This is a genomic window from Streptomyces sp. NPDC002088, assembly GCF_040296605.1.
GTDB lineage: Bacteria > Actinomycetota > Actinomycetes > Streptomycetales > Streptomycetaceae > Streptomyces.
Map to the genome: position 1 here is coordinate 141205 of NZ_JBEOXO010000015.1, position 25581 is coordinate 166785.

Below are 25581 nucleotides of genomic sequence, written 5' to 3' on the forward strand. Positions count from 1 at the left end.
TCCCGGTCACGCTCCCGAGGCCGCGGGGGCAGCTGTCCCCGCGGCGCCCGTGGCGTTGGCCTCGGGCTCCGGCCGGGTGAAGAGACCGGCCTCCACGCGGCGGGCCGGCTCACCGGGTGCGGCGACGCCGGGCGGGGTGCGACCGGCCTCGACGTCGTCGACCATCGTGCGCAGCATGCGGCGGAGCATGACGACGCCGCGGTCGGAGGGGGCGAGGGTTTCCTCGGAGTGCTGGGTGATGTCGCCCTGCGAGCGCTGGGCCTCGTAGTCGCCGGGGAAGCGCTGCTGCTCCTCCTCGGTCAGCTCCCAGCCGTTCTTGCCGTTCTGTTTGATGCCGAAGACGAAAGAGGCAGCCCGCTCCGGGTCGGCCGAGCGGATGGAGAAGACCAGCCGGTGGTGGGTGTCGTCGACGGGCACCACCCAGATCAGCATGTCGTGCCGGACGTCGGGGGTGGCCCGGACGAAGTCGGGCAGGGCGAGGATGTTCGGCAGCAGGCATTCGACCGACCAGTCCAGGTCGACGGGCTCGCTGCCCTCGCCTTTGGTGTCCTGGTAGCGCCAGATGTACTTCACTCCGTGGTCGGTGCGGTGGTAGGAGGTGCGTTCGGCGGCCGTGGTGGTGTCGTAGTAGTCCTCGGGGAAGCCTGTCGTCCCGGTGCCCTGGAACTGGTAGCCGCTGTGGTTGGAGTGCAGCCAGGCGGCGTGCACGGGGTCGACGGCGTTCTCGAAGATCTGGAGCCAGTTGAAGTCCTGTTCCAAGCCGAGGACTTCGGTTCCCGGGGCCATCCAGTCCGTGTGGTGGGACTCGCCCTCGCCGAGCGGCTCCAGGCACTCGTATCGCGGCAGCGGCGGCTTGAGGTCGGGCGGGCCCATGTAGACGAAGACCAGGCCGTAGCGCTCCTCGACCGGGTACCAGGGCTGTCGGGCAAGATTACGGCGCAGGCCGCCGTCCTTTTCACAGGCTTGTTCCAGGCAGTGGCCCTGGACGTCGAACTTCCAGCCGTGGTAACAGCAGCGGATGCCGTCCTCCTCGATGCGGCCGTAGTAGAGACTGCTGCCGCGGTGCGCGCAGCGTTCGAAGACGATGCCGGCACGGCCCTGGCCGTCCCGGAAGACGATGAGGTTCTCTCCGAGCAGGCGGGCGCGGTGCGGGACCTCGGAGGTGAGGCCGGCGGAGCGGGCGATGGGGTGCCAGTGGCGGCGCAGCGCCTCTCCCATCGGCGTGCCGGGACCGACCTCGGTGAGGCGGGCGTCGTGGGTGGCGGGCTTGCGGCCGTAACCGGTGCCGGTGTCCGGAACGGTGCCGGCTGCGGTGGTGGCCATGCTGGTCTCGGTCATGCGGGTGTCTCCTCGGCGTTGAGGCGGTGACGCCGTTTGTACGGCCCTGATGAATTCCTGTCAATGCTTCCGACCTGCATTGATGAAATGCTTGCAAGGGTCTGGCGGGGTGACGAGTCCGCTGTTACGTTGGCGCCGCGCCGAGGTGCCGGGCCGTTGCGAGGGCCCGCGCCGGTCCGCGTATTTCCCCTGCACGAAGGAGACGACGATGTCTGGACCTTCCGCGTGAGCGCCGGAAACAGCACCGCGTACGACTACGTCGTGGTCGGCGCCGGAACCGCCGGCTGCGTCCTGGCGGCCCGCCTGTCCGCCGATCCGGCCACCCGTGTTCTGCTGATCGAGGCGGGCCCGCCCGCAGACCGCGATCTGCTCGTAAGACTCCCCGTGGGCGTGGGCCTGTTGTCGGGACGCGACAACATCAGCTGGGGCTACGAGAGCGAGCCCGAACCGGGCCTCGGCGGCCGGACCGTCCCGGTCCCGCGGGGCCGCCTGGTCGGCGGCACCGGATCGATCAACGGCTCGACCCATGTCCGCGCCCACCGCCTCGACTACGACGACTGGGTCAAGGCCGGCGCCACCGGCTGGGGCTGGGACGACCTGCTGCCCTACTTCCGCCGCTCCGAGCGCAGTTGGCGCGGGGACACCGATCACCACGGCGGCTACGGCCCCGTCACCGTGTCGACCGCTTCCCGGCGCGGCCCCTTCGGGCAGCGCCTCGACCGCGCGGCCCGCTCGCTGGGTATCGCCATCCCCGACGACACCCAGGCCGGCGACCCCACCGGCGCCGGCCAGTGCGAGAACGCCCTGCACCGCGGCCGGCGCCACAGCACCGCCGCCGCCTACCTGCGCCCCGTCCTGCGCAAGCGCCCCAACCTGACGCTGCTCACCGGAGTGCTGGTCGACACCGTCCTGCTGGAGAACAGACGCGCCATCGGCGTCCGCCTGGTCAAGGAAGGCCGCAGCCGGACCGTCCGGGCCGCCCGCGAGGTGATCCTCAGCGCCGGTACGTTCAACTCACCCCAAGTGCTGATGCGTTCGGGTATCGGACCTGCCGCACAGCTGCAGCAGCACGGCATCGAGGTACAGGCCGAACTGCCTGGCGTCGGCGCCAACCTGCAGGAACATGTGGCCGCCCCGGTCGCCTTCGACGTCAAGGAGCCGGTCACCTTCCACGAGCACCTGCGGGCCGACCGTCTGCTCGTCAACGGGGTGCGCTGGCTCCTCGCGGGCAGCGGACCGCTCGGCGGAATGCCCGAGTTCCTCTCCGCCTACGTGCGCACCCGCCCCGACCTGGACCGGCCCGACGGCTTCCTCGGCATCCTCGCCGGCGGCTTCGACGCACGCCCCTGGTTCCCCGGGATCAAACCACTGCGCGGACGCCACTGTGTGGCCCTCAACGCCGTCGCCACCCCGCGTGCCAAGGGCTCGGTCCGGCTGCGCTCCGCCGACCCGTCCCACGCCCCGCGCATCCTCTACAACTTCCTCACCGAGCCGGACGACCTCGCCGGCCTGCGCGAGATCGTCCGCACCACCCTGGCGCTGCTGAACACCCCCGAGGTCGCCCCCATGATCGAGGCGGTACGCATGCCCGGCCCCGAGATCCGCACCGACGCCGAGCTGGATGCCTTCCTGCGAGAGGTCGCCTACCCGGGCAACCACGCCAGCGGCACCTGCGCCATCGGAACGGACGACCAGGCCGTCGTCGACCCCGAGCTGCGTGTGCACGGCATAGACGGACTGCGGGTCGTCGACGCGTCCGTCCTGCCGACCGTCCCCGGCGCCAACGTCAACGCGACCGTCATCGCCGTCGCCGAGCGGGCCGGCGACCTGATCCGCGGCATCCCGACGGCCACCCGTACCTCCGTCGTGGACAGGAGCGCGGCATGAGAGCGCCGCTGAGCTACGTCATCGCCCACGCTGCCGCCGAGGCCGCGCTGGCAGCCGCCCGGGCCGAGAGCGCCGCCATCTGCGCCGTCGTCACCGACCGCAGCGGAGGCGCCAAGGTGCTCCTCGCAGACGACGGCGTCGGCCCCATCGGCATCGAGACCGCCCGCCGAAAGGCCCACACCGCGGCCGTCTCCGGCATGGCCACCTCGGCCTTCGCGGAACTCGCCGCGAGCCCCGCCATGGCCATCGCGCCCGTGCACCTCCTCGACGACCGGCTGCTCCCCGTCCCCGGCGGGGTACCGATCACCGTCGACGACGGCGAAGTCATCGGCGCCATCGGCATCGGCGGGGCGGACGCCGCCACCGACGACCGCCTTGCACGCCAAGCCCTGAAAGCGATCGCCGACCTGCTCGCCTGAACACGGCCGCTCGCCCATCCCGTAACCGCATTCACTCCCGAGGAGAAGAGCAGTGATAGAAGGCAACCTCGTCGTCGAAGGCGTGGCCCACAACTACAACTTCAGGCCCGAGAACTGCGTCACCCCGCCCGTCGGAGCCGCCATCGGCGAGCACCTCTACAGCCTGCACAAGCGCACCAGCGGTCCCGCCTACACCCTGGAGCGCTCCACCTACATGCAGGGCGCCGGTGCCGACATCATCGGCCGGGCCCTGCTCGCCGAGAGCCAGACCGACATCGTCGCCTTCCACGAGACACCCATCTACGGACACTTCAAGGACGGCGGCTCTGCGCTGCACGTCGGCCTGGAGATGCGCGAGAAGTGGCCCGAGCGGGTGCTGATCTACGGCGCGGTCTCGCCCCTGCGGCCCGGCGTGCTGGACCGGGTCGACGAACTCGTCGAGAAGCACCGCGTCAACGCCCTCAAGCTGTACCCGATCGATGTCGTCGACGGCCGGGTGACCGCACTGGACATGGGCGACCCGGAGGTCTGCTTCCCCGTCTTCGAACGGGCCCGCCAGCACGGCATCAAGGTCGTCGCCATCCACAAGGCCCTCCCGGTCGGCCCCGGCCCCAGCTCCGCGCTCGGCGTGGCCGACGTCGAGGCCGCCGCACTCGCCTTCCCCGACCTGCAATTCGAGGTCGTCCACGGCGGTATGGCCTTCGTCGAGGAGACGGCCCTGCAGCTGGAGTCGTTCCGCAACATCTGGGTCAACCTGGAGGCCACCTCGTTCATGGCCGTCTACGCACCCCGGCGCTTCGCCCAGGCCATCGGTGCTTTCCTCGAGGCCGGCGGGGGCGACCGCATCATCTGGGCCACCGGCTGCGACGCGGTCCACCCTCGCCCGGTGATCGAGGCGTTCTGGAACTTCGAGATGCCCCGCGACCTCGTCGAGGAGTACGGCATGCCGGAGCTCACCAAGGAGATCAAGGCCGGCATCCTGGGCCGCAACTTCCTGCGCCTGCACGGCATCGACGAGAAGAAGCTGCGCGAGCGCATCAGCGGGGACGAGTTCGACACCGACGAGCTGCAGCCCGCGTGGGGCGGGCGGATCGAGCCCGCGGGCGACGAGGTCCCGGTAGGTGCCCGGTGACCGTCACCGAAGCCCAGGTCCGCGCGGTCCTCAACGAGATCGTCGACCCGTGCAGCATCACGGCGGGCGTCCCGGCCGGCCTGGACGACATGGGACTCGTCAGCGGTGTCCGCGTCGAGGAGGACCCCGCCGGGACGGGGGCCTGGCACGTCGCGGCCACCGTCGGCGTGACCGAGCCCAGCTGCGTCCTCATCGGCTCCTTCGCGAGCGAGGCGCACGCGCGCCTCGCCGCGCTGCCCGGCGTCACGTCCGTCGAGATCAGCCTCGCCGACGACTACGACTGGACCCAGGACCGGCTCGCCCCCGACTACCGGCAGCGTCTGGAGGAGCACCGCGCGCGCAAACGCCGTACCCTCCCGCTGCTCGTCGCGAGCAGCGCGGCTGCCGCCGGACGCGACGATGAGCACTGACACCGCGCGGGACGCGGCGGCCCGCAACGCAGAGATCATGAGCCGCTTCATGGAGGGGCTCAGCCAGGCCCCGCCCCCGCCCGAGCGAGTCGACCCGGCTCCGGTGCGGGTGGTGCGTGACATCGCGTTCCGCGCCGCCGACGGCGGGGCGGACCTGAGGATGGACCTCCACCTCCCACAGGCCGCATCGGCCGGAACCCCGGCCCCGGCGATCGTCTGGTTCCCCGGGGGCGGTTGGCGCCACCAGCGCCGCGGCTACGGGCCACGCCTCGCCCGGCTCTTCGCCGAGCGCGGCTACGCCATGGCCGACATCGAGTACCGCTCCTCCGACACCGCGCAGTGGCCGGCACAGCTGCACGACGTGCTGGCCGCGCTGCGCCACCTGCACTCCATCGCCGACGACCACGGGATCGACGCGGACGCGATCGGCCTGTGGGGCAGCTCGGCCGGCGCGCACCTCGCACTGCTCGCGGCGCTCGCCACGGCACCCGACGGCACGGCCGCGGTGCCGGGCGTCCGGGCGGTGGTGGCCGGCTACCCGCCCACCGACCTGCTCCGGCTCGACGACGACGCCCTGCCGGGCGGCGTGCTGGGGGTGGACGCCTCCGACCCGGCCTGGGGCCTGCTGGGCGGCCGCCCGGCCGATCGGCCCGAAGCCGCCGTCGCAGCCAGCCCGGCGCGGCAGGCACATCCGGACGCACCGCCCGTCCTGCTGCTCCACGGCGACGCCGACCTCCTCGTCGGCCCCCGGCAGAGTGTCCGCCTGCACGACGCCCTGACCGCCGCCGGCGCCGAGTCCCATCTCCTGCTCGTCCACGGGGCCGACCACAGCTTCCTCAACACGGGCGACTGGGAACTGCGGCCGAGGAGCGCCACCGTGCGCTCCTCCCGCAGCCCCGGTACCGAACGGCAGACGCTGCTGACACCGGCCCTCGTCGAGCGCTTCTTCGACCGCCACCTGCGAACGGACCCCTGGAATGCCTGAGAGACCAGCACGCGGCAGGGATGTGGGGCGCGCCCTCTCCCGCGTCGCCCTGGCCGCCGTCTTCGTCACCGGAGGCAGCCAGGTGTGGCGGCGCCCGGACGGCCCGGCGCAGGCGGCCTCGTCCCTGCTCGATCGGTGCCGCAGGGCGGTGCCGCCGCTGGACCGCTTCACCGACCGCCAGCTGGTCCGCGCCAACGCGGCGCTCCACGTGACCGCCGCTGTGGCGCTCGCCGCCGGCGTCGCCCCGAGGGCCTGCGCCGCAGCTCTCGCCGGGTCCCTGGTGCCCACCACCCTCGCCGCCTTCCCCTTCTGGAAGGAGCCACCCGGCCCGCAACGCGTCCACCAGCAGGGAGACTTCCTCAAGAACGTCGCCTTGGCCGGCGGCCTGCTTGCGTCTGCTCTCACGGGTGGACGGCCCGGGCAGGCGCCGGCCACCCCGCCACCCATGGAAGGAGCAACACCGTGACCTCCCCTCCCGCAGTCTCCGAACAGCAGCGTCAGGTCGAGGACGAACTGGTCCGTCGGGTGCTCGCGTCGTTCGAGAACACCCCGGAGCCCCGTATGAAGGAGGTGATGCAGGCCCTCGTACGGCACCTGCACGCCTTTCTCCGCGAAGTCCGGCTGACCGAGGACGAGTGGCAGCACGCCATCGACTTCCTCACCGCGGTGGGCCACATCACCACCGACACCCGGCAGGAGTTCATCCTCCTCTCGGACGTCCTCGGCGCCTCCATGCAGACCATCAACATCAATCACGAGGCCGACGGCATGGCCACCGAGGCCACCGTGGTCGGCCCGTTCTTCGTCGACGGCGCTCCCGAGATCCCCCTCGGCGGCGACACGTCCGGCGGCGCCGCCGGCGAGCCCTGCTGGGTCGAGGGCACCGTCACCGACATCGACGGCAAGCCCGTTGCCGGGGCGCGCCTGGACGTGTGGGAGGCCGACGAGGACGGCTTCTACGACGTCCAGTACGACCAGGGCCGTCTGGCTGGGCGGGCTCACCTCCACACGGACGAGCGGGGCCGCTACTCCTTCTGGGGCCTCACGCCCACCCCGTACCCCATCCCGCACGACGGGCCCGTGGGAGCCCTGCTGGAGAAGACCGCCCGCTCGCCGCTGCGCGCTTCGCATCTGCACTTCAAGGTCACCGCACCCGACCTGCGCACCCTCGTCACACACATCTTCGTCGAAGGCGACGAACTGCTCGGCTCGGACGCCGTGTTCGGCGTCAAGGACTCCCTCGTCAAACGGTTCGAGCGACAGCCGCCCGGCACTCCCGCGCCCGGCGGGCGGGACCTGGGCGCGCAGAGCTGGTCTCGTGTGTGGTTCGACATCGTGCTCGCCCCACAAGCCCCTTGAGGAGAGAACCCCCTATGCGATTCGAGCACGAGACCCTGGCGCAACGCGTCCGCTTCGCGCCTGGTGACGCGCCCACGGCGGTGCGCGCCGAGGTGGAGCGGCTGGGCGGCTCGCGGGTGATGGTGATCGCCTCCGCGACCGAGAACGACCTGGCCGGGAAGGTGACCGCGGAGCTGCCGGTCGTCCTGTGCCACGACGAGGTGCTCATGCACGTCCCGGTCGCGGCCGCTGAACGGGCCCGCGCCGCGGCCGCCGCGCATGAGGTGGACCTGATCGTCAGCGTGGGCGGCGGCTCCACCACCGGCCTGGCCAAGGCCATCGCTCTGACCAGCGGACTCCCCATCGTCGCCGTCCCCACGACCTACGCCGGCTCGGAGGTGACCAGCGTCTGGGGACTGACGGAAGGTGCCCGCAAGACCACGGGGTCGGACCCACGGGTCCTGCCGCGCTCGGTGGTCTACGATGCGGCACTCACCCTGTCCCTGCCCGTGGCGATGAGCGTCGCCTCCGGGCTCAACGCGCTCGCCCACTGCGTGGACTCGATGTGGGCCCCGCGCACCGACCCGGTGGACCGGGTCCTGGCGGGGGAGGGCATCCGTGCTCTCGCGGCCGGCCTGCCGGACGTCGTCGGCGACCCGGCCGGCCTGCCGGGACGCGAGCAGGTGCTGTACGGGGCCTACCTGTCGGCGGTGGCGTTCTCGTCGGCGGGCTCGGGCCTGCACCACAAGATCTGCCATGTGCTGGGCGGTGCCTACAACCTGCCGCACGCCCAGACCCACGCGGTCGTTCTGCCTTATGTCCTCGCCTTCAACGCGCCTGCCGCGCCGGAGGCCGCACGGCGGATCGCGGACGCCTTCGGCGCCACTTCAGCCGTCGAGGGCCTGCAGCGGCTGCGGCGGGCAGTGGACGCCCCGACCGCCTTGCGCGATTACGGCTTCGCCGAGGAGCACATCGAGGACGCTGTGCACGCGATCCTGGAGGCTGTTCCGGTGAACAACCCGCGCCCGGTCACTGCTGACAGTCTGCGGCAGCTCCTGCGCGCGGCGTGGGCGGGCGCGGACCCGATGGCGTCGGGCGGCACGGAGAACTGAGTAACGGCTCCGAAGGGCCCGTACAGCGGGCCCTTCGTACGTGTGCACTGTGATCCACCCAGTTCGGAAGGATTCCCATGGCTGAGAACCATGATGCGATCGTCACAGACCCGAAGCCGGAGGAGGCAGATGCCCGCCCGGTCGCGCACGGGCGCACCTTGCACCCGACCCAGGGCGGTGAAAACCGCCATCACCAAGGAGACGAGAGGAATGTGACGACGTCGGGCACCACCACCGAGGTGCTGGCCTCACCATTCACCGTCAACAAGCTGCAGCTCAAGAACCGCATCGTTCTCGGCCCGATGGCAGTGCTTCGTCCGACGGAGGATGGCCGCCCGAGCGAGCAGACCATCGCATTCCTCACGCGGCGCGCCAGGGGCGGTGTGGGCCTGATCATCGTCGGCGGCTCGGTGGCGAGCGAGCGGGCGTGGAACGAGTCGCCCTTCTTCCCGAACCTCCGCTTCGACAAGGACGAGTTCGTCGCGGACCTCGCCCGCCTGGTCGACGCGGTGCACGCGGCCGGATCGCCGATCTTCGCGCAACTCTTCCCGAGCTTCGGCCGGATGGGCGTGCCGCGGAACGGCGCATGGATCTCAGCCGCGAGCCCGAAGCCGGTCGACTTCGGCTCCGGCGGACTGCCCGACCATCTCTATGTCCCGGGCGGCCGCGTCACACCGCTCCCGCACGAGGCGACGGTCGAGGAGATCAAGGGCCTCGAGCGCGACGTGGTCACGTCGGCGCGGCGGGCGCAGGCGGCCGGCTTCGACGGTGTCGAGATCGCCGCGCACATGTGTTACTTCTACTCCTCGTTCCTCTCCCCGCTGGCGAACAAGCGGACCGACGAGTACGGCGGCTCCGCAGAGAACCGGGCCCGTGCGCTGCGGGACGCCGTTGCCGCGGTCCGCGCCGAGGTCGGCCCCGACTTCCCCGTGGGCATCCGGATGAGCGTGAACGACCACATGCCTGATGGCCAGGACACCGATGGCTTCGCCGAGGTGGCCGGCCACATCGTCAAGGCCGGCGTCGACTTCATCTCCCTCACTGAGGGCAACTACGAGTCGATGCGAGACAACATCCCGTCCGCTTCTGGAAACATGCTGGCGCACGGTGAGCCGCAGGCGTTCCGTGCGGCGGTCGGCGACGGTGTTCGGCTGTTCCTGTCGAGTACGCCCGACCCGCAGCAGGCCGACGAGGCGATCGTCGCCGGGCACGCCGATGCGACGATGCTCGCCCGGCAGATACTCGCTGATCCGGACTACGCACTGAAGGTCGTCGAAGGCCGGACCTCCGAGATCGTGTGGTGCGACCACGCCAACTCATGCCTGCGCCGGCTCGTCCTCAACATCCCGGTGGCGTGCCACAAGAACCCCGAGATGGGTCGCGAGGACCCGGGGGCGAAGGTCTCCACGCCGGGTCAGAACTTCGTCGTGTGGGCCGCGGGCAACGCCTTCCTGATGAAGACGGCCGATGCGGTCGCCCGTGCCCTGCCGAAGAAGAAGCACTGAGAGATCGCCCAGCGATGAGCACCTTGCTCGACACCTGGGCGGTCGCCCCGTCCGACCGTCCGGAGTACTGGTCGGCGGGCATCGCCGAGCACTTCTTCCCGATGGGCGTCGAGTCGGTCGGGCCGCGCCCGTTCGAGGCGCGGCTCACCGGCGGCCGGGTGGGCGCCGTCGCGGTGCGTTCGATCATCGGCGCGCCGCACACCGCCAGACGGACCTCTCGGATGATCGCCGAGGGGGACCCTGACTGCATCCTGCTCTACCTGCTACGCAACGGCTCCTGCAGGATCGAGCAGGACGATCGTTCCTGCGTGCTGGGACCTGGCGCCCTCGCGTTCCACGACACCTCGCGGCCTTCGACCTTCGAGGCGCGCGACGGCTTGGACGTGGCGGTGTTCAGCTTCCCGAAGTGGCTGCTCGGCGCGCGGGGCAACGGCATCGCCCGGCGTACGGCGATGAAGATCGCGCACGGCAAGGAGTCCGTGGTCCGGCTCGGCACGCCGTTCCTCGCCGGGCTCGCGCGCACCGTCGAGAGCTCACCTGTCTCCGAGCAGGAGGCGGAGGGCCTGTCCGACGTGCTCGTCGCCATGCTGTGGACCCTGCACAGTGGCAGCGACGCTGGTCCGACCCCGGCGACTCGCTCGAGCGCCCTGCTCGGACGGATGCGCCGCTACACCCTGGAGCACCTGCACGACCCCGGGCTCGGGCCCGAACAGATCGCGCGCGCACACTTCGTCTCCACGCGCTACGTGCACAAACTGTTCGCCGCGTCCGGATGTGGCGTGTCCGCCTGGATCCGGGAGCAGCGGCTCGAACGGGCACTGGCCGATCTGCGCCAGTCGAGCGATGCCTCGATCGCGTCGATTGCGTCGCGGTGGGGGTATCGCGACCCCGCGAGCTTCAGTCGTGTGTTCCGTCAGACCTACGGGTGCTCCCCGCGCGATCTGCGCCGTGGCGCCTGACAGCACAGCAATCGCTCGGAACCGTCCAGCAAGACCGCCTTCGGAGGGCGAGCGGTATGGATCGGCGCGCTTCGCCAGCCAGCCTGACGGGGCCCGCCGTGCCGCAACCGAGAACATCGTCTTTTCCCGCGTCCGTCTGCCAGTTGCTGCGTAGCCGGGCAGTGGCAGAGATGGGCCCCTGTCCGTGCGGACGGGGCCCAGCTGCGCTGAAGGTCTACTGTCGCGGGAAGCCCGCCTGGCGGAAGCGCGTCCCCCAGATTCCCGACTTGCCGGGCGCGATGATGCCGTTGGGGTCGAGCGTGTCCTTGATCGTCTCGTTGAACCGCCGCTGCGCGTGGTCGTTGAAGCCGAACTGGTCCGCCGCGAGGTCCATGAACGACAGGTGGGCGCGGTACTCGCCGTAGCCGAGCTTCCCGGCTGCCGCGACCATCCGCTTGGCGTGCTCGTACGCGGCATGCACCTGCGTCTCGTTTTTGGTGTCGAAGGGGATGACGTTGATGAACGTCGTCGCCCGCGCGTTGATCGGCAGCATTCCGCCGAGGTAGTCGAAGCCCGCGTCGGTGCACATCTTGGAGAACAGGTCCTGGGCGGCCTTCGCGTGCTGTGCGGTCAGCGGGACCACCGGTGAGAAGTCGACGTGCCCTCCCTCGTCGCCGCCCGACCAGCCGGCCATCTTGTAGAGGTCGAGGCTCGGAACGCCGATCTGGACCCGCTCGTGCGGGTTGGGGAGGGTCTCCCACTCGTCGGCACCGTGCTTCTCGCCGAAGACCGAGACCGTTGGGATCGACTCGAAGCCCTTCTTGAGCTTGGCGAAGTTGTAGTCCACGACCGCCTCGTCGCCGTACAGCGCGAAGCGCATCATCCAGCGCCCGAGCCCGAGGTCCTTGGCGATCTTCTCGATGACCTCCTCAGGCATCGCGCCCGGGCCGTCGTACCACTCCGCTCGGGCGGTCATCATCGACGCCATACAGAGGGTGTTCGACAGCTGCGGGCGCATGTCGATCGTGCCGTCAAGCATGAGTTGGCGCAGCGCGTCGACCACTGCGGGCATCTGCGAGTCATCCCACAGCTGCAGCCACAGCGGCATGTAGATCTCGGGCTTCGGCATCAGCCAGTAGCCCATCTTCGTGACGATTCCGTAGTTCGACTGCATGAACAGCTCGGTGGACGTCGGGCCGAGGCCGCGCTTGTAGAGAGGCCAGGTCGGGTTGTTGTCCATCGCGCCGGAGCCGGTGCGCAAGAGGTCGCCGTTCGGCAGCACCACCTCGAAGCCGCAGTGCGACGCCTGGTCGATGCTGTACGGCATGTAGGTGAGACCGTGCTCGAGGGTGTTCGAGACGACGCCACCCCAGCCGATGTCGACGATGGAGGCGACAAGGTTGTGGCCGCCCGCCTCGATGGCGTCGTGCAGGTCGAACCAGCTCACGCCCGGCTCCACGATCGCGTAGCCGAGCTCCTCGTTGATCTCGAGGACCTTGTTCATGTTCCTGAACGACAGCATCAGCGCGCCGCGCACCTGCGGCGCGGCACCGCCGTAGCCGTTGTTCTTCCCACGGCTGATCGGCCAGACCGGGACGCGGTGCTCGTTGGCGATCCGGACGATCGCCTGGACCTCCTCGACGCTGGTCGGGCTGACGACACCCGACGGGATGTTCGTGGCGGAACCGGGAAACTGGTAGGGATCCTGGAAATCCGCGAGGGACTCGGCGTCGGTGGCCACCTTGTCGTCACCGATCGCGGCGGCGATCGCGACGAGTGCACGGTCGAGGTCGCCCTCGGTCAAGCCGGGTGGGATCGGTCGGGTGGTGTAGAGCATGGCTCCTCGTCTCTCCCTTGAACAGTTTGCGGAGTGGTTGGTTTCAGGCCGTTCTACTCGCGCACGCGCCTGGACGGTGGTCGGTGCAAGCGGACTGAGCAGATCCCGCACAGAGTTGTGCACTCCCTGCACGTCGTAGGCGAGGAGCAAGCTCGCGTCGGTGCGCTGTGCTGGGATCGGGCACGTCAGCAGAGAACCAAGGAGGAAGTGACAGTGTCCGGTCGTCTTGAAGGCAAGGTCGTGCTGCTCACCGGGATCGGCAGCGGAATGGGCCGGGTGACGGCACAGCTCCTGGCACGAGAGGGCGCCACGGTGGTCGGCTGCGACCTGAACCCGGAGGGTGCAGCCGGCACTGTCCGCCTGGTCGAGGCCGAGGGCGGCACCATCGACTCCAGCGCTCCCGTCGACCTGAGCAATCACTCCGACGTCCAGACGTGGATCCAGGACGCGGTGGCGAAGCACGGGCGCATCGATGTGCTCTACAACAACGCGAGCATGCCGAAATTCGCTCCGTTCGCCGAGCAGAGCGACGAGGACTATGTCTTCACGATCGAGAACGAGCTGCATCTCGTCTGGCGCGCGTCGCAGATCGCATGGCCCCACCTCGCGAAGGTGCGCGGTGCGATCGTCAACATCGGTTCCGCAGCGGGTCTCGCGGGCGTCCGGACGTTGCCGCAGGCCGCTCACGCCGCTGCCAAGGGTGCGGTCATGGCCTTGACCCGTCAGCTCGCAGCCGAGGGCATTGCTGTCGGAGTCCGCGTGAATTCGGTGAGCCCCGGCGCCATGGGAACACCGCCGGTTCTCGCGATGTACGAGGAGATGGGGGCCAACGCCCCCGTCGCTCCCGTGCTCGAGCGCACGATCACCGGAAAGCCGGGAGATCCGATGGCAGTCGCCTACGCGGGGCTGTACCTGGCCTCCGACGAGGCCGCATGGGTCACGGGGACGAACATCGTGGTCGACGGCGGGGCTGGCGCGATCATGTAGCGGTCGCATTGCTCACGCGCCGGCGGCTACCAATGCGCCTCGCCAAGTCCAGCGCAAGAACGAATGGCCGCGTCTCGCGACGGGGCCATTCGTCTTTGCCGGATCAGACCGGGGGAGCAAAGAGCATCCCCTTGTCGGGGTCGTTGAACATACGCGCGGTGATGCACTCGTCCATCGGGTTGGAGGTTTCCGGCCTGGAAGGAGGAACACAACCGCTAGCCCTGGCGCACGGTGATGTCGTCCTGGACGTCGGCTCCGGATTTCGGGGGACCAGCGTCCAGCGTGGTCGTGGAACTGCGGCTGGACAAGCCAGGACTCGTTGTGCCGGCCTGCCGCGGTGAGCCGTCAACGGGGCGCGGTTGCGGCGCCCCAGCGGATCTGTGCGACCGACTCTTTCGGCCGGGCTACGGGCAGCTGCCGAAAATGTTCGGCTGTGTCACTCTGGCGTCCGGCAGCTCGAAGGTCCGGCTGGAAGTGGCACGACATGAAGACACCTCACGGTGAGTCGGTTCTCTCCCGGGCGGCGCGCATCCTGGAGGCGTTCAGCCAGGACGCACCCGCACTGGCTGTCTCCGAGATCGCACGTCGCACGGGGCTGCACGTGGCGACGGCCTCCCGGCTCGTGGCCGAGCTGGTCGCCCACGGATTCCTGAGCCGGGACGACGACCGCAAGGTGCGGATCGGGGTCCGCCTGTGGGAGCTGGCGACCCGGGCGTCCCCCGCGCTCTCCCTGCGCGACGCGGCCATGCCGTTCATGGAGGGGGTCCACGACGTGGTCGGCCACCATGTACAGCTGGGCGTTCTCGACGGCGAAGACGTGCTCTTCCTGGAGCGGCTTTCCGCTCCCGGATCGGTGGTCAACTACACCCGCATCGCCGGGCGGCTGCCACTGCACGCGTCCTCCAGCGGCCTGGTGTTCCTCGCTCACGGCTCCGCCGACCTCAGGGAACGCATTCTCGCCGGCTCTCGTACCGCCTACACCCCCCGCACTCCGGCCTCGCCCGCGCGTCTGCGTGCCGTGCTCGCCGAGATACGGCAGCAGGGATACGCCTACTGCCCGGGCTACGTGCACGAGGAGGCCCTGGGCATCGCCGCCCCGGTCCGCGACGGCGACGGCTCAGTGGCGGCGGCACTGGCGGTCATCGTGCCGAACGACGCGCACGGTCACGCCATCGTCCCCGTGGTACGTACCGCAGCCCGTGGCATCTCCAGGGCCCTGGCCGCCCGCAGCTCGACAGGAGCCATGTGACGGCGGCGCAACGGCCGTATGACTTCCCCACGAAGTTCCTCTCTCACTGAATGAGAATGGCGTCGCGGTGTGACCGCGTCCACGCGCATCCTTCCTGCATTCCACAGACGGGAGGCGACAACGTGGTCGTACACACCCTGATCTCGGCGGCTCCCCAACGCAGCACTACCACCGTGACGTTGGAGATCCGCAGCAAGGACGCCGTCGCCGACGGCGTCGTGTCCCTCACCCTTTCCCGCCCGGACGGCGGACGGCTGCCGGACTGGACGCCCGGCTCGCACATCGACCTGGTCCTGCCGGACGGGACGATCCGGCAGTACTCGCTGTGCGGCGACCGCTGGGACGCCCACAGCTACCGCATCGCGGTCCTGCGGGAACCGGCGGGCCGGGGTGGTTCGGCCTATGTGCACGAGCGACTCGCCCCCGGTGACCTCGTCGGTATCGGCGGCCCTCGCAACAACTTCCCGCTGGTGCCGGCCGGGCAGTACCTGTTCGTCGCGGGCGGCATCGGCATCACCCCACTGCTGCCGATGATCCAGCAGGCCGAACTGATGGGCGTCGACTGGTCGTTGCTTTATGGGGGCCGCACCCGCCCCTCGATGGCATTCCGCGAGGAGTTGTCGCAGACGTACGGCGACCGCGTTCACCTCGCACCGCAGGACGAGTGCGGGCTGCTGGACCTCGCGACCTGGCTGGGCGAACCCGCACCGGGAACCAAGGTGTACTGCTGCGGACCGGCGCCGTTGCTGGCGGCCATGGAGCGGGCGTGTTCGACCTGGCCGTCATACAGTCTGCGCACCGAACGCTTCGCCGCGGCGGTTCAGACGGCGCCCGTGCGCGGGACCCCCTTCGAGGTGGAGCTGCGCCGGACGGGCAGCACGGTGACAGTCGAACCCGGCGTCTCGGTCCTGCAGGCCATCCGCCGGGCCGGAGCCGACGTCCTCTCCTCCTGCGAGCAGGGCACCTGCGGAACCTGCCTGACCCCCGTGCTGGAAGGAGTGCCCGACCACCGGGACTCGCTCCTGGCCGAACACGAACGTGCTGCCAACGACTGCATGTTCCCTTGCGTGTCCCGCTCCTGCGGCGACCGCCTCGTCCTGGACATCTGAGCCGCCGAAACCGCCCACGGAACGCGCTGGGAGCCGCCGCCATGACCGAAACGCTGCACACCTCCGTCACACCACCTACCAGTAATGCCGACCCGTTCGCTCCAGAACACCTGGAGCACCCCGAGTCACTGCACCAGGCCCTGCGCGAAGCCGGCCCGGTCGTCCACCTCACCCGCTACGACGTCCACGCCCTGGCCCGCTACGAGGAGGTGCACGCCGCGCTCGTCGACTGGCAGACCTTCCAGTCCGCCGCCGGCGTGGGCCTGGCCAACTTCCGCCACGAGAAGCCCTGGCGGCCCCCGAGCCTGCTGCTGGAGGCGGACCCGCCGCACCACGACGCCCCACGACGCGTACTGCGCGAGATCCTCGCCCCGCCCGCGCTGCGCCGGCTGCGGGAGAGGTGGCAGACGACGGCCGAGGAACTCGTCGACGCCGTACTGGCGGGCGAGGGCACGCACTTCGACGCCTTCGACAGGCTGGCGAAAGCCTTCCCCCTGCGCGTCTTCCCCGACGCCGTCGGCCTGGGACCCGAGGGACGTGACAACCTCCTGCCCTACGGCAACATGGCCTTCAACGCCTTCGGACCCCGCAACGATCTGGTGAAGGCCGACGCACCCCGCATGGCCGAGCTGTCGGCCTGGGTGGGCGCCCAGTGCGCCCGCGAGGCGCTCGACGAGGAGGGGTTCGGCGCGGCGATCTGGGCTGCCGCCGACCGGGGCGACCTCACCCGCGAGCAGGCGCCCCTGGTGGTGCGCTCCCTGCTCACCGCCGGCGTGGACACCACCGTCCACGGACTTGCGGCCACCCTCTACGCCTTCGCCACCCTCCCCGACCAGTGGCAGCGGCTGCGGGAACGGCCGGAGTTGGCCCGGGTGGCGTTCGACGAGGCGGTGCGCTGGCAGTCCCCGGTGCAAACTTTCTTCCGCACGGTCACCACCGACGTCTCCGTGGCCGGCACCGTCATCCCCGAGGGCGGCAAGATCCTCATGTTCCTGGGCGCCGCCAACCGCGACCCCGCCCGCTGGGACGACCCCGACCGCTTCGACCTCGCCCGCGACCCCTCCGGCCACGTCGGCTTCGGCATGGGCATCCACCAGTGCGTCGGCCAGCACGTCGCCCGCCTGGAGGCCGAGGCGCTGCTGACCGCCCTCGCCCGCCGCGTCGACCACATCGAGCTCGCGGGCGAACCGCGGCGCCACCTCAACAACACGCTCCGCTCGTGGGCCGCGCTCCCGGTACGGATCCGAACGGCAAGGTGACCCGCGCACGACCCGCCGCCCCCAGCAGTCAGATCAGATCGAGAGGACCAGCCATGCCCCAGCACGTACGCGGTGTCGTCGCACACTCGAAGGGCGAACCCGTGCGCGTCGAGACGATCGTCGTGCCGGATCCAGGCCCGGGAGAGGTGGTGATCAACGTACAGGCGTGCGGGGTGTGCCACACGGACCTGCACTACCGGCAGGGCGGCATCAAAGACGACTTCCCCTTCCTCCTCGGCCACGAGGCGGCCGGCGTCGTCGAACAGGTCGGCCCGGACGTGACGGACGTCGAACCCGGCGACTTCGTCGTTCTCAACTGGCGGGCGGTTTGTGGCCGCTGCCGCGCCTGCCGACGCGGACGCCCGCAGTACTGCTTCGACACGCACAACGCCCGCCAGAGGATGACCCTCCTCGACGGCACCGAGCTGTCGCCGGCCCTCGGTATCGGCGCGTTCGCCGAGAAGACGCTGGTGGCGGCGGGGCAGTGCACCAAAGTCGATCCGGCCGCCTCACCCGCCGCTGCGGGACTGCTCGGCTGCGGCGTGATGGCCGGCATCGGCGCGGCGATCAACACCGGCGGCGTCGGCCGCGGCGACACGGTGGCGGTCATCGGCTGCGGTGGTGTCGGTGACGCGGCCGTCGCCGGGGCCCGACTGGCCGGCGCGGCGAAGATCATCGCCATCGACCTCGACGACCGGAAACTGGAGACGGCCAGCGCCCTGGGCGCCACCCACACCGTCAACGCCAAGGAAACCGACCCCGTCGAAGCGGTACGGGAGCTGACCGGCGGCTTCGGTGCCGACGTCGTCATCGAGGCAGTCGGCCGTCCGGAGACCTACCGGCAGGCGTTCTACGCCCGCGACCTGGCCGGCACGGTCGTCCTGGTCGGCGTACCGACCCCCGAGATGAGACTGGAGCTGCCGCTGCTGGACGTCTTCGGGCGGGGCGGGGCACTGAAGTCGAGCTGGTACGGCGACTGCCTGCCGTCCCGCGACTTCCCGATGATCGTCGACCTCTACCTCCAGGGCCGCCTGGACCTGGACGCGTTCGTGACCGAGACGATCTCGCTGGACGACGTCGAGGCCGCCTTCGCCCGCATGCACGAGGGCGATGTGCTGCGCTCGGTGGTGATCCTCTGATGGCCGCCATGCGCATCGAACACCTGGTCATGTTTGACGCTCTGGCCGCTGAATCGTGACAGGCGGGGGCCAGAAAGCGGTCGTGGCCTGGGGTTTCTCCTGATCCTTCTCCTGTGACGTCTTTCCCATGACTCATCATGTGGAGTGGAAATCCCTGCGCTGACCGCGGCCGCCGGGCGTCCTGTCCTCCGCCGTGCCGGCGGACCGATCGGCGATCCCGCTCAGACTGATCACCATCTTCCGTCCCTTCAGGACCAGCGGCCTCCATGGGGAATTACAGGCTCTGGCTCATTAGCCTTTGGCGGAGCCTCAGTGACACCGGTAGGTTCTTCGCGGTGACTTTGATAGAGACGCAGGGTCTCGTGTCGATGACCGACGAGGCGCAGGTGTGCTGGACGGCGCTGGGAGACACGGCTCGGAAGCCGGCCGTGGTCCTGCTCCATGGCGGTCCGGGTCTGCCGGACTATCTGGGCGATGTTGCCCCCGTGATCGCGGACCTCGCGCCTGTGTACCGGTATGACCAGCGTGGCACGGGCCGATCCCCGTGGCGGGGCCCTCATTCCTTCGCCCGACATGTCGACGATCTCGCCGAGTTGCTCGACGCATGGGACGTGCCCAGGGCCGTGCTGATTGGGCACTCCTACGGCACCGATCTGGCGAGCCGGTTCTGCCTGAGGCACTCTGACCGGGTTGCCGCAATGCTGCTGATGTGCGGGCCATTCGTTGGTGATTGGCGTACCGGGGACAGAGTGGAGCGCGGCCGCCGCATGTCCGCGGCGCAGCAGGCGCGGCTCCGCGCATTGGAGGAGCTGCCGCACCGCACGGAGGAGCAGGAAGTCGAGCTGCTCACGCTGGCCTGGTTCACCGACCACGCCGATCCCGAACGCGGGTGGCACTGGGCAGCCCAGGGCGCCCGGCGACGTCGCCCGGTCAACTGGTCTATGAACAGCGAGCTTGGCAGGGAAGGGCGCGCGGATCCGCTCGATGAGCACCTTGCCGATCTACGTGCGCGCCTGCCTGCGCGGGCGGAGCTCCTCGGTGGGGCCGACGATCCCCGTCCTGTTTCGGCGCTTGAATCACTCGCGCTCCGCCTCGCTCTTCCGCTGACCCGGATCGAGGGCGCAGGGCATGAGCCCTGGTTGGAGCAGCCCGACGCTGTGCGTACGCACCTTCGGCGATTCGTCCAAGGCGCCGTGGGCACATAGGGCTTCGACGGGTTCGCCGGCCGGCCTCATCCCCGGCTGTCGGCACACCGTCTTCCGATGTCGAAATGTGTCTCGAACTGGGTCGCTGACCGTGGTGTTCGCCGGACGCTGGGGCGGCCTTCGTCTGATCATGTGCTCCGACCAAGGTGCACTGATCGTGACGGAGGCCGTGAGGTTGAGTCTGCTGCCTGACACCGGTCCCGGGGAAGCGTTCGCGGCCGCGTCCCGCTTCCGGGACGACCTCTTCGCCTCCCTGACCGCGCGCGGGGGACGAGCTGTTCGAGCTGGTGGACGCGTTGCTGTGTGCGGACGGGCCGGTGAGGACGCCGGTGGATTTGACGCTGGTGGCCGAGCACCGGCGCGGGCACGGCGCCATGTACGACGCGCTGAACAACGGGAACGTGGACGTGCCCCGACTGCGGCAGGTGCTGGCCGGCCTGCCCATGCCGCAGGCCGCCTACGGGCGCCTGGTCCTCGCGGTCGACGTCAGCCACTGGCTCCGCCCTGATGCCCCCACCAGCGCCAATGGCTTGTTCTGTCACGTCTACGGCCGCGGCGGTCGCTCCTCGGACCAGTTCATACCCGGCTGGCCGTACTCGTTCGTCAAACTCGCCAAGGACTCCGCGGTCAAGGCTCGTACTCAGACGATCAACCAGCTCAAAGCTGTCCTGGTCATAGCCGGCCCGACCCTGCGGGAGCGGCTGTCCAGCCTGGGCAACCGCGAGCTGTTCGGCACCTGCGCGCGCTTCAGCCTGCGCGACGGGGACGACGAGGACGCCGTGGCCCAGGCCACCCACATCACCCTGAGCCTGCTGGCCCAGCGCATCGAGCAGCTCACCGGAGATCGATGAGCTGAATCAGCGCCTGGCCCGGCTCGTCGAACGCCACGCCCCGCAGCTGCTCGTACCGGTGGGCATCGGCCCGGACCGCGCCGTCGCTCTCCTGATCACCATGGGAGACAACCCCGAGCGGCTGAAAACCGAGGCTTCCTTCGCCGCTTTGTGTGGAGTCAGTCCCATCGAGTACTCCTCGGGCCGTCGGACCTCGCGTCGGCTCAACCGTGGCGGCGACTGCCAGGCCAACGCCGCCCTGCACCGGATCGTGTTCACTCGGCTGCGCTTCGATCCCCACACCCAGGCGTACTACGAACGCCGCACTCAGGAGGGCAAGACCCGACGTGAGAGCACCCGATGCCTCAAGCGATATGCCGCCCCAGAGGTTTTTAACCTGGTCAGGACGGTATCCAGCGTCCCTCCGTTATAGGGGCGTCTGTGGGTTCCCCGGTGGGGAGCACGGCGAGCGCGACTTCCCGAAGGTGACGGTGCCGCCGCTCGACCCCGACAACCGTAAGAAGGAGTGGTGACCGGCGAGACGGCTGGTTGAGCCGACGGCGTCGGACGCGGCCCCTATCCTCGGGGACATGACGATTCAGCGCATGGACAACGTCGGCATCGTCGTCGACGACCTCGACGCTGCCGTCGCTTTCTTCACCGAGCTCGGCATGGAGCTGGAAGGCAGGATGCCGATCGAAGGAAGCTGGGCGGGAAAGGTCGTCGGGCTCGACGACATGCGATGCGAGATCGCGATGATGCGGATCCCGGACGCCCCGGGCCGGCTCGAACTGGCGAAGTACCACACCCCGAAGGCGATCACCCCCAAGCCGGAGATCACCCCGGCGAACACGCTGGGCCTGCACCGCGTCATGTTCGCCGTCGACGACATCGAGGACACCCTCGCCCGCCTCCGGCCGCACGGCGCCGAACTCGTTGGCGAAGTGACGCGCTACGAGGACGGCTATCTGCTCTGCTATCTCCGCGGGCCGAGCGGAATCATCCTCGCGCTGGCCGAGCAGCTGAGCTGAGAAAGAGAAGTCCGCTCACAAAGGCGCCGACCTAGTGTCCTCTGCCAGGAATTCGATCACGGGTTCTTCACCACACCGCCGATCCACCAGCGCGGACCACCCCTGTGAGTGAACGCCTCTGCTGAGCTGGGGCGATAGGGTCATAACGGAAAGTCTGGGCAGTCTCGAGGGCCGGGTCTGGCCGCAGTTGTCCTTGTCATCCCAGGGGCGCGGCTGCGCCCGGCACACGTCAGGGGGCCTCTTTGCCGCCAGAGACACAACGATGCGCTCTGACGCTCCCGGGCTCCGATCGCCGAGCGACACCCGGTGCGGCCACCAGCACCGACACGGCCAGGCTGACCTTCCTGTGCGACGCCGTGCGCGTTATCGGCACAACCTTGGATCTCAAGAACCAGGCCGGCCAACTGGCCGGCCTGGCGGTGCCGGGGTTCGCCGACTTCGCTTCGGTTCATCTGTGCGATCAGGTCGTCGCGTCGGAAGATGACCTCGCGCCCCAGGGCCTGGAGGGTGCGGTGGTGATGCACCGCGTGGCGGCAGTCCACCATGAGGACCTGGACTGCCGGGAGGAACTCCGCCCGGGGAAGACCTTCGTCTACACGACCGGCACGGCCATGGCCCGATTCCTTGCGGAGATCGAACCAGTCCTCATTCCCCAGGTAGGAGATGAGGTCCTGCAGCAACTTCCGGCGGAGCTCGACAGCCCGGCCGCCCGGTTGGTGCTGAAGGGCTCCTCCGTCCTGCTGGTGCCTCTGGTGGCGCACGGCGGGGCCCTCGGCTTCCTGGTGTTCGGGCGCAAACCCGACCGCCCCGCTTTCGTCGCCGCGGACCTGACAGCCTGTGAGGAGGTGGCCGAGCGGGCGGCCGTGGCCCTGCACAACGCCCGGATCCACAGCGACGAAGCGACGGCATCCGCGGTGCTGCAGCGCAGCCTGCTTCCCACGCCGCCCCCTCGCCTGCCAGGGGTGGAGATCGCCTACCGGTATCACCCCAGCAGTCGCACCACGCAGGTCGGAGGCGACTGGTTTGACGTGATCCCCCTGCCGGGCCACCGAGTCGGACTCGCCATCGGCGACGTGGCAGGTCACGGCCTGCACGCAGCGGTCGTCATGGGGCAGCTGCGCACGGCGGTCAGAACCCTCGCCACTTTGGACCTGCCCCCTGGGCGGCTACTGGCCCAGCTCGACGCCTTCGCACAGCACCTGGGCCACACCCAGCTGGCCACCTGCCTGTACTGCGTCTACGACCCGACGACCGGCCGCTCCACCCTCGCCAGCGCCGGCCACCTTCCGCCAGTCCTCGTGGGGCCCGACGGCAGCAATGAACTGCTGAAGGTCCCCGTCGGCGCACCGATCGGAGTGGGCAGCGTCACCTTCGACACCCTGGAACTCCTCACGGACCCCGGCAGCCTCCTCCTGCTGTGCACCGACGGCCTGGTGGAGACCCGCGGGCAGGACATCGAGGAGGCACTCCGCGCGCTCGGCCGCAGACTCACCGCCCAGCGCTCGTCGCTGGAGGACACCTGTGAGGCACTGATGCGGCACCAGCATCCCGAGGGCCACCACGACGACATCACCGTCCTCATGGCCCGCCTGAACAGGATTCCATGAGGGTTCGTCGCCATCCCCGCACACATCGCCGGGATCATCGAGCGCGAGCACGTCGCAGCCACCGCCGACCGGCTCCTGCCCCGGCACACCCTGCTGGTCCAGCGGAAACACAAGCGCGGCGGAAACGTCTTCCGTTCCTGGATCACCGACTGCCGGCGGACACCCCGCTCGCAGTACTACTGGCGTCGTAAGCGCGAGCAGTGGCGGCTGCTGGCCGAAGGCGCCCCGGATGACGCGACAGCCGACTACCTCCACCGCCACTTCGAGCCCACTGCCCGCGCCATCGACGGCCTGGAGAAGGCGCTGGCAGGCCTCGGCCTCCTCGACGACGCCCTCGCCCTGGACCTGCGCAAACCCCAGGACTACTTCCACCGCGTGTGGTCCACCGCTTTCCGCGCCGTCGACCTCGCCGACGCGCGCAGCGACGAGCAGGACGAGTACAGCGATACGTGCACAGCCGACGGCGACGACCCCGAACAGGACGCTGCATGAACACCGCCACCGTTCCCGAACCTCGCACCGCGGCGGCCCTGGCCGCACGCCGCCGCAAGACCGAACCCGCCCTTGAACGCGTCCACCAGGCCATCGCCCGGCTCCGACGCGAGAAAGCCCAGGTCAGCGTCGCCGACGTCGCCCGTCGAGCGGACGTCTCACGCACCTTCCTCTACGACAACGTCGAGGCCAGAGCCGCGGTCGCCGCAGCTATGGCTCAGGCCGGCGAACACCAATCCCGCACGCTCGCTGAACAGGACGACGAACGCGAAGCGACCTGGCGCGAACGCGCCCTGAACGCCGAGGACGCCCTCAAGGCCGCCCACGCCGAGATCCTCGCTCAGCGCACTCAGATCGGCGAACTCCTCGGCCAGTTACACGACTTGTGAGCTGAGTGGACCGAGTGCGCCATCCAGCGGATCACCACCGAGAACACCACCCTCAAACAGCGCGTCCGCCAGCTCACCACCGACAACCGCACCCTCGACGAGCGACTCACGGCCGTCCGCTCGAACCTGCGCTTCCAGGACCGGCGCGTCGCCGACCTCGAAGCCCGCATCGCCGAACCGGCACCGAAGTCCTGATCCCTCCCGCCCAACCACTCCACGGCCCGTCCACCGTCCCGGTGGACGGGCTGTCCCATGAGACCTCCCAGGCGAGTTACAGCAACTGTCCTTTGACAGTGAACCCAGTCGTTCCGTCATCCAACCCAGTCGACGCCGACAACGCCGCTGGCGTCGCCCCGGCACACCGGCTTGAGCGGGGTTGTCGATGCTGCTTCTCGGCATTTGCTGGGCCGATGCGGACTTCCACGGCGGCAGGCAGCGCCACCGCCCCAGTTCCCGCAAGGACCTGTGCAAGAGGCCACTTGGACAGGGAAATCGCAACTTCGACATGGCTCGCAGAGGCAGCTACCTTTACCTGGCCTTCGGTGGTCGCCCACGGCCGCACAGGGGTTCCATCAGGCTGGGCCACCCGCGACGGGATGAGTCGGTCATGCCCCACCAACCCTCGCCCCCATGCGTAAGCCACCGAACCGGGTCCACGCCGGGCAGCCCCAACCAGGGAGAGACGCATGCCCCATCTTGCTCTGTACACATTCGGCGTCCTGAAGTCACCTCTCGCCGATCCCGCACCTCTCACGCGCGAGTTCTACGACAGTGGTGAGGCCGTCTACCGGAAGATCGGTCAGCACCCCGGATACCTCGCGCGTGCTGAAGCGGCAGACGGTGACCGGGGCATGCTCTTCGAGGCGGACTGGGGTGCATGGGGAGAGTTCGCCGTACCGACCTGGTACAGCAAGGGCTATACGGTGGAAACCACCGCCCTGGCCGCGACACTCTCACTCTGGACCGACCTGCGCCCCGCCTTCGACGCCGTCTACACCGGTCTGCACCGTGAGGCGCTGAACAGGCGTTACGACTGGTTCGAGAGGACAGGGCATCCGAATTACGTGTGCTGGTGGGTCTCCGACGGCGTGATACCCACCTGGCGGGACGGGGTTTCCAGGCTGGAGCACCTCCACGACCACGGCTCCGTGCCGCACGCCTTCACCTTCCACCACTCATTCGCCCCGGACGGAACTCCGACCAGGATCAAAGGCATCGGGCCGAAGAGCGACCAGGTTCGCTGACAAAGAAGCGTCTCTAGAACTCTGTGTGTGCCTGTGGTGTGCGGGCTTTTCGGCGCGGCGTGGCCGTGTGCCGTTGCTGTCCGGTGGTCCGATCCTCGGGGTGAGGGGGTGGGCCGGGGTGGCGTGCAGGTGGTGGAAG

The 25581-nt window shown here is 69.6% G+C and carries 23 protein-coding genes and 1 pseudogene; 22 read left to right on the plus strand and 2 right to left on the minus strand.

Going from position 1 to position 25581, the window contains the following annotated elements; translation table 11 throughout:
• Positions 1-6: 6 nt before the first annotated feature.
• Positions 7-1338, minus strand: a complete 1332-nt coding sequence (locus ABT114_RS29185; protein WP_351145861.1) for a Rieske 2Fe-2S domain-containing protein — start codon at positions 1336-1338, stop codon at positions 7-9.
• 225 nt (positions 1339-1563) lie between these two features.
• Here ABT114_RS29185 and ABT114_RS29190 point away from each other — a divergent pair, with 225 nt between their 5' ends.
• From ABT114_RS29190 to ABT114_RS29235, 10 genes are all read left to right on the plus strand, one after another.
• On the plus strand, positions 1564-3225 hold the full coding sequence (locus tag ABT114_RS29190; protein WP_351145862.1) for a GMC family oxidoreductase: 1662 nt from the start codon (positions 1564-1566) through the stop codon (positions 3223-3225).
• On the plus strand, positions 3222-3644 hold the full coding sequence (locus ABT114_RS29195) for a GlcG/HbpS family heme-binding protein (protein WP_351145863.1): 423 nt from the start codon (positions 3222-3224) through the stop codon (positions 3642-3644). Before ABT114_RS29190 ends, ABT114_RS29195 begins: the two co-directional genes overlap by 4 nt.
• A 52-nt stretch (positions 3645-3696) precedes the next feature.
• Complete coding sequence (locus tag ABT114_RS29200; RefSeq protein ID WP_351145864.1) at positions 3697-4776, plus strand: amidohydrolase family protein; 1080 nt, start codon at positions 3697-3699, stop codon at positions 4774-4776.
• The gene (locus ABT114_RS29205; protein WP_351145865.1) at positions 4773-5186 is read left to right on the plus strand and encodes a metal-sulfur cluster assembly factor; all 414 of its coding nucleotides are present in this window, start codon (positions 4773-4775) and stop codon (positions 5184-5186) included. Before ABT114_RS29200 ends, ABT114_RS29205 begins: the two co-directional genes overlap by 4 nt.
• Positions 5176-6171: an alpha/beta hydrolase fold domain-containing protein gene (locus ABT114_RS29210; RefSeq protein ID WP_351145866.1), complete on the plus strand. Its 996-nt coding sequence runs from the start codon at positions 5176-5178 to the stop codon at positions 6169-6171. The genes ABT114_RS29205 and ABT114_RS29210 overlap by 11 nt, the downstream gene beginning before the upstream one ends.
• Positions 6164-6637 carry a DoxX family membrane protein gene (locus tag ABT114_RS29215; protein ID WP_351145867.1) on the plus strand — a complete coding sequence of 158 codons (474 nt, stop codon included), beginning with the start codon at positions 6164-6166 and terminating at the stop codon, positions 6635-6637. Before ABT114_RS29210 ends, ABT114_RS29215 begins: the two co-directional genes overlap by 8 nt.
• Entirely contained in the window at positions 6634-7530 is an 897-nt protein-coding gene (locus ABT114_RS29220; protein ID WP_351145868.1) for a hydroxyquinol 1,2-dioxygenase, read from the plus strand. The genes ABT114_RS29215 and ABT114_RS29220 overlap by 4 nt, the downstream gene beginning before the upstream one ends.
• A 14-nt stretch (positions 7531-7544) precedes the next feature.
• Positions 7545-8621, plus strand: coding sequence for a maleylacetate reductase (locus tag ABT114_RS29225; RefSeq protein ID WP_351145869.1), 1077 nt, complete (start codon positions 7545-7547; stop codon positions 8619-8621).
• A 212-nt stretch (positions 8622-8833) separates the two neighbouring features.
• Positions 8834-10126 carry an oxidoreductase gene (locus tag ABT114_RS29230; protein WP_351145870.1) on the plus strand — a complete coding sequence of 431 codons (1293 nt, stop codon included), beginning with the start codon at positions 8834-8836 and terminating at the stop codon, positions 10124-10126.
• 14 nt (positions 10127-10140) lie between these two features.
• Positions 10141-11085 carry a helix-turn-helix domain-containing protein gene (locus ABT114_RS29235; RefSeq protein ID WP_351145871.1) on the plus strand — a complete coding sequence of 315 codons (945 nt, stop codon included), beginning with the start codon at positions 10141-10143 and terminating at the stop codon, positions 11083-11085.
• Positions 11086-11299: 214 nt separating this feature from the next.
• Here the strand turns inward: ABT114_RS29235 and ABT114_RS29240 are convergent, their stop codons facing one another.
• On the minus strand, positions 11300-12901 hold the full coding sequence (locus tag ABT114_RS29240; RefSeq protein WP_351145872.1) for an FAD-binding oxidoreductase: 1602 nt from the start codon (positions 12899-12901) through the stop codon (positions 11300-11302).
• Positions 12902-13141: 240 nt separating this feature from the next.
• Between ABT114_RS29240 and ABT114_RS29245 the strand changes: the two genes are divergently transcribed.
• From ABT114_RS29245 to ABT114_RS29300, 12 genes and pseudogenes are all read left to right on the plus strand, one after another.
• Positions 13142-13888, plus strand: a complete 747-nt coding sequence (locus ABT114_RS29245) for an SDR family NAD(P)-dependent oxidoreductase (RefSeq protein ID WP_351145873.1) — start codon at positions 13142-13144, stop codon at positions 13886-13888.
• 484 nt (positions 13889-14372) lie between these two features.
• A complete protein-coding gene (locus ABT114_RS29250; RefSeq protein WP_351145874.1) occupies positions 14373-15137 on the plus strand; it encodes an IclR family transcriptional regulator in 765 nt (254 codons plus the stop codon).
• A 122-nt stretch (positions 15138-15259) separates the two neighbouring features.
• Positions 15260-16246, plus strand: a complete 987-nt coding sequence (locus tag ABT114_RS29255; RefSeq protein ID WP_502988411.1) for a PDR/VanB family oxidoreductase — start codon at positions 15260-15262, stop codon at positions 16244-16246.
• Positions 16247-16287: 41 nt separating this feature from the next.
• Complete coding sequence (locus ABT114_RS29260) at positions 16288-17505, plus strand: cytochrome P450 (protein ID WP_351145875.1); 1218 nt, start codon at positions 16288-16290, stop codon at positions 17503-17505.
• A 53-nt stretch (positions 17506-17558) separates the two neighbouring features.
• Positions 17559-18644 (plus strand): S-(hydroxymethyl)mycothiol dehydrogenase, encoded by a 1086-nt coding sequence (locus tag ABT114_RS29265; RefSeq protein ID WP_351145876.1) that lies wholly within the window; start codon positions 17559-17561, stop codon positions 18642-18644.
• Positions 18645-18979: 335 nt separating this feature from the next.
• Positions 18980-19849, plus strand: coding sequence for an alpha/beta fold hydrolase (locus tag ABT114_RS29270; protein WP_351145877.1), 870 nt, complete (start codon positions 18980-18982; stop codon positions 19847-19849).
• 175 nt (positions 19850-20024) lie between these two features.
• A pseudogene (locus tag ABT114_RS29275) lies at positions 20025-20454 on the plus strand (transposase); the annotation flags it as partial.
• 346 nt (positions 20455-20800) lie between these two features.
• Positions 20801-21112 carry a transposase gene (locus ABT114_RS29280; protein WP_351145931.1) on the plus strand — a complete coding sequence of 104 codons (312 nt, stop codon included), beginning with the start codon at positions 20801-20803 and terminating at the stop codon, positions 21110-21112.
• Between the two features lie 157 nt (positions 21113-21269).
• A complete protein-coding gene (locus tag ABT114_RS29285; RefSeq protein WP_351145878.1) occupies positions 21270-21710 on the plus strand; it encodes a VOC family protein in 441 nt (146 codons plus the stop codon).
• Between the two features lie 377 nt (positions 21711-22087).
• Positions 22088-23317, plus strand: coding sequence for a PP2C family protein-serine/threonine phosphatase (locus ABT114_RS29290; protein WP_351145879.1), 1230 nt, complete (start codon positions 22088-22090; stop codon positions 23315-23317).
• Between the two features lie 488 nt (positions 23318-23805).
• Complete coding sequence (locus tag ABT114_RS29295) at positions 23806-24198, plus strand: DUF6262 family protein (protein WP_351145880.1); 393 nt, start codon at positions 23806-23808, stop codon at positions 24196-24198.
• A gap of 686 nt (positions 24199-24884) precedes the next feature.
• Entirely contained in the window at positions 24885-25442 is a 558-nt protein-coding gene (locus ABT114_RS29300) for a DUF3291 domain-containing protein (protein WP_351145881.1), read from the plus strand.
• The last annotated feature ends 139 nt before the right edge of the window (positions 25443-25581 follow it).